This window comes from Mesorhizobium sp. M7A.F.Ca.US.006.04.2.1, from assembly GCF_004022915.1.
Classification (GTDB): domain Bacteria; phylum Pseudomonadota; class Alphaproteobacteria; order Rhizobiales; family Rhizobiaceae; genus Mesorhizobium; species Mesorhizobium ciceri.
On sequence record NZ_RZQA01000539.1, the window covers coordinates 1 to 4,452 of the forward strand.

Below are 4,452 nucleotides of genomic sequence, written 5' to 3' on the forward strand. Positions count from 1 at the left end.
TGACTGGCGTTGGGCAGGACGATCAGCTTCGCACCTGGGATGGCGGAGGCGATATAGTCGGTGTGTTCGCGCTTGATCGCCTCATCGTGGTCGCCGGCAACGATCGCCGTCGGCGTGGTTATCTGGGCAAGCTGTTCCTTGCTCCACGCCGGCTCGCTCTCCCACATGTGGCTCATCTGCGCCACGAAGGCGTCATACTGGTCCGGTGTTTTCGACATCTTCTTGTAGTCGCGGCCGGAGCGGTCGATGTAGGCGGCAAAGGTCTTGTTGGTCATCACGCCCGGATCAAGGCCGTCGGTGGTTACGTTGGCGGCTTGCGCGAACAGCCTTGTCAGCCGCTCCGGATGATGCAGTGCGATGTCGATACCGATGATGCCGCCATCGCTCCAGCCGACAAGCGCGGTCTTGTCGATCTTCAGGTGGTCGAGCAGCGCCAGATAGTCCGATGCCATCAAGTCGTAGCCATAGGGCTGCTCGGTGCGGGTGGAGCGGCCGTGGCCACGGCTGTCGGCGACGATTACCTTGTGCGTCTTGGAAAGCGTGGCCACCTGGCTGGCCCAGATGTCGCCGTGGCCGAGGCCGCCGTGGATGAGCAGCACCGGATCGCCCGCGCCGAAAACGGCGTAGTACATCTGGATGCCGTTCACCGGCGCGTATCCGCTCTGATCGGGTTTGGGCATGGCCGCTGGTTCCGGCAAGGTCTGCCAACGCTCCTCGGCCACGGCAGAAGTGGTCGACGCTGCGAACAAGATAACGATGGCGAACGCTTTCCAAAAACGGGTCATGTCTTCCCTCATATGGTTCGGTTCGCGGTCAGCATCGCCTTCCAGCCGGATTAGTCAACAAGCTCGCCCTGACGCGGTATGTCGGACCGACGGCTCTGGCGGCGCCCGCCGACATTTGCGAGACTGGCGGCAACCGAGGAATCGCCAATGACGAAAGCAACGCCCGCAAAACCCAGACCGTGGACCGAGATGGCGACACATCTGGTCGATGTCGCCGTGGGGCGCAAACCCGCTGACCTGGTCGTGCGCAACGGCCGCTGGGTGAACGTTCATTCGGGCGAGATCATCGCCGGCACCGACATCGCCATTGCCGGCGGGCGCTTTGCCTATTGCGGGCCCAATGCCAGCCATGCAATCGGCCAGGGCACCAAGGTGGTCGATGCCGGCGGGCGTTATCTGGTGCCCGGCCTCTGCGACGCGCATATGCATGTCGAGAGCGGCATGGTGACGGTGACCGAGTTCTGCCGGGCCGTCATTCCGCACGGCACTACCTCGATGTTCATCGACCCGCATGAAATCGCCAATGTTCTGGGTCTGCCCGGCGTGCGGCTGATGCATGACGAAGCGGTCGCCATGCCCATCAACGTGCATGTGCAGATGCCGTCCTGCGTGCCTTCGGCGCCGGGGCTGGAACATGCCGGCGCCGAGCTGACGGTCGCCGATGTCGCGGAAGCGATGACCTGGGAGAACATTATCGGCCTGGGCGAAGTGATGAACTTTCCCGGCGTCGTCGCCAATGATCCGGTGATGTCGGGCGAGATCGCGGCGACGGTTCATGCAGGCAAGACGGTCGGCGGCCACTATGCCTCGCGCGATCTCGGCCTGCCGTTCCACGGCTACGTCGCCGGCGGCCCCGAGGACGATCATGAGGGCACGCGCGCCGAGGACGCCATCGCCCGCGTGCGCCAGGGCATGAAGGCGATGCTGCGGCTGGGCTCGGCCTGGTACGACGTTGCCTCGCAGATCAAGGCGGTGACGGAGAGCGGAATCGACCCGCGCAACTTCATCCTGTGCACCGACGACAGCCATTCCGGCACGCTGGTCCAGGAGGGCCATATGGACCGCGTGGTGCGCCACGCCATCCAACAGGGATTGAAGCCGGTGACGGCGATCCAGATGGCGACGCTCAACACCGCCCAGCATTTCAAACTGGAGCGCGAGATCGGCTCGATCGCGCCGGGCCGGCTGGCCGACCTGCTGATCGTCTCGGATCTCGCCGCAATGACCATCGACGAGGTCTATGCACGCGGCGTCAGGGTGGCCAAGGGCGGCAAGCTCGAAATCGACATTCCGGCCTATGATTACCCCCGGACGGCGAAGAACACCGTCAAGCTCGGCAAGAAGTTGAAGGGCGACGACTTCGATATCGCCGCCCCCAAGGGCGCCAACGAGGTTCGGGTGCGTGTCATCGGCGTCATCGAGAACCAGGCGCCGACGCGCGCGCTGGAGGCCGATCTGCCGGTCGAGGACGGGCTGGTCGCAATGGACCGCCGCAACGACATCTGCCAGATCGCGCTGGTCGAGCGTCACAGGGGCACGGGCGGCGTCACCAACGCCTTCGTTTCGGGCTTCGGCTATATGGGCGACTGCGCCATGGCGTCCAGCGTGGCGCATGACGCCCACCACATCATCTGCGTCGGCACCAACAAGCAGGACATGGCGCTGGCGGTAAACCGTCTGGGCGCGGTCGGTGGCGGCGTCGTGCTGTTCTCCAAGGGCAAGGAACTGGCGCTGGTCGAAATGCCGATCGCAGGCCTGATGTCGGACGAACGGGCGGAAATCGTCGCGGCCAAGGCCGAGAAGCTCACCGAGGCGATGCGCAAGATGGGCTGTTCGCTGAACAACGCCTACATGCAGCACTCGCTGCTGGCGCTGGTCGTCATTCCGGAGCTCAGGATCTCCGACGTCGGCCTGATCGATGTGACGACATTCCAGAAGGTCGATCTGTTCGTCTAGGATTGTTGATATTCAGGCCATGCCGGCCTGCAACTAGCGATTTTCTGCGCTTCCGGTGCTCACGTACTTAAGTACGCTCCGCTCCGGTTCTCGAAAACCACCACTTTCGGCTCGGCCTGACCCGAATCTCAACAATCCTAGGGCCAATGCCGCCCGCTGGCTCACCCGCCGGTGGCGATGGTCAGCACCTTGAACGGCGTGGTGATGACGATCTCTGCGACCGAGCCGACGGCCTTGCCAAGGCCCTGGCCGAGATTGTTGAGCTGTGTCGGGTCGGGTTCGTCCGAGGCGAGGCCCGCCGGCGCCCGCAGCCGGTCGCCGAGCAGTTGCACCAGCATCGGGTTGTCGGCGAATTTGGCGTGGTTGAGGCGGTCGCCGCCCTTGGCCTGGGAAAGATCGACCACCGACACGCCATAGCTGGCGAGGTCTGCAGCGTTGCCGTAGTCGCCGACGCGCGGCTTGTCGCCCGAGATCAGGGACGAGAGCTTGAGAGCCCGGTCATCCGCAGAGAGCAGGATGGCGAACGGCTTGTCGGGTTTGCCGTAGCGGATCATCTGCTTCTTGAAGACGTCGACATCGATGTCGGGCGAGGCCAGGATGACATAGCCGAGCTTGCCGCCGAGATCCCGGTCGCCGGTGATGGCAAGCTGGCGCAGCGCCTCCATGGTCACCCAGGTTCCCATCGAATGGGCGATGATGTCGATGCTCTTGACCTTGGTCTTGGCCAGCATCCTGAGCGTCGCCTCGAGGTCGTCGCGCGCTGCGTTGGCGCTTTCCTTGTCGTAGATGTAACCCGTGGTCTTGCCGCTCGAAGCCCAGGAGAACAGGACCGGGGTGCCGGGATATTTGGTGTCGTGGGCGATCTGCGTCAGCCGGTAGATGCCGTCGTCAAAACCGTTGTTGAAGCCGTGCACGAAAACCAGCGCACGGTCGCCGCGCATGGAAATGTCGGCGCCGACCGCTTTGGCGAACTGGGGCGCGCCCTCATAGAAAGTGACGTCCTTGGCGGTAAAATCCTTGGCAGGATTGCTGTTTGCCGATCCCTTGGCCCGCTCGATGGCGCCGACCTGATGGCTTTTGGGAACGGTGACGTCGACACGGGCAAAGCTGGTGGTCAGCGAGCGATCGCCGTCGTAAACCTGTCGCGGCTCTTTTGTTGCCCTCTGGCGGGTGGTGGCGACGAAGATTTCATGCGTGGCCGCGATGTCGGATGCGGGCACCGAGACCGTCGTCCTGTTGAGCAGGTCGTGCGTTTTTCCGCCAGCGCAGCCGGTGACAGCGAGCGCCAATGCAACGACGAGGTAGCTCTTCGAACGCACGGTCACACGCAGGCTCCCGCCAAAGGGGACGTCAAACGCGTGACGTCGCTGGCTATTCCGATAAGGCCAGAGACCGGCGCGGTCCAGTTCAAAGTGAATCCATACGTCCGCGATGCCGGGCAGGCATGGCCGCGAGACCGCACCTATTGGCCAAGCAGGCTGATGCGGTCGGTGACATCACGGTCGCTGGCAAAGCCGTCATCCTCGCGCAGCCGCTGGCCGATCATCTTCACCAGCGTCGGATTGTCGGCGAACTTCGTATGGTTGAAGCTGTCCGATCCCTTGACCTTGGACAGGTCGACGACCGTCACGCCATAAGAGGCAAGATCGGCGGCATCCTTGTAGTCGCCGACACGCGGCCGTGAACCGGCGATCAGGCCGGAGAGCCGCAG

Annotated in this window: 4 protein-coding genes; 1 reads left to right on the forward strand and 3 read right to left on the reverse strand. The window is 63.7% G+C overall.

The features are described 5' to 3' along the window. The coding region (locus tag EN925_RS24630; RefSeq protein WP_128336997.1) for an alpha/beta fold hydrolase at positions 1–785 on the reverse strand (785 nt) is incomplete at its 3' end. Positions 786–932: 147 nt separating this feature from the next. On the opposite strand from EN925_RS24630, the gene ade reads away from it, so the two are divergent. Continuing rightward, positions 933–2,741 carry an adenine deaminase gene (ade, locus tag EN925_RS24635; RefSeq protein WP_127369396.1) on the forward strand — a complete coding sequence of 603 codons (1,809 nt, stop codon included), beginning with the start codon at positions 933–935 and terminating at the stop codon, positions 2,739–2,741. Positions 2,742–2,902: 161 nt separating this feature from the next. On the opposite strand, the gene EN925_RS24640 is transcribed toward ade, so the two are convergent. Then, entirely contained in the window at positions 2,903–4,066 is a 1,164-nt protein-coding gene (locus EN925_RS24640; RefSeq protein WP_024503865.1) for an alpha/beta hydrolase, read from the reverse strand. A gap of 137 nt (positions 4,067–4,203) precedes the next feature. Then, on the reverse strand, positions 4,204–4,452 hold a 249-nt coding region (locus tag EN925_RS24645; protein ID WP_128336998.1), incomplete at its 5' end, for an alpha/beta hydrolase.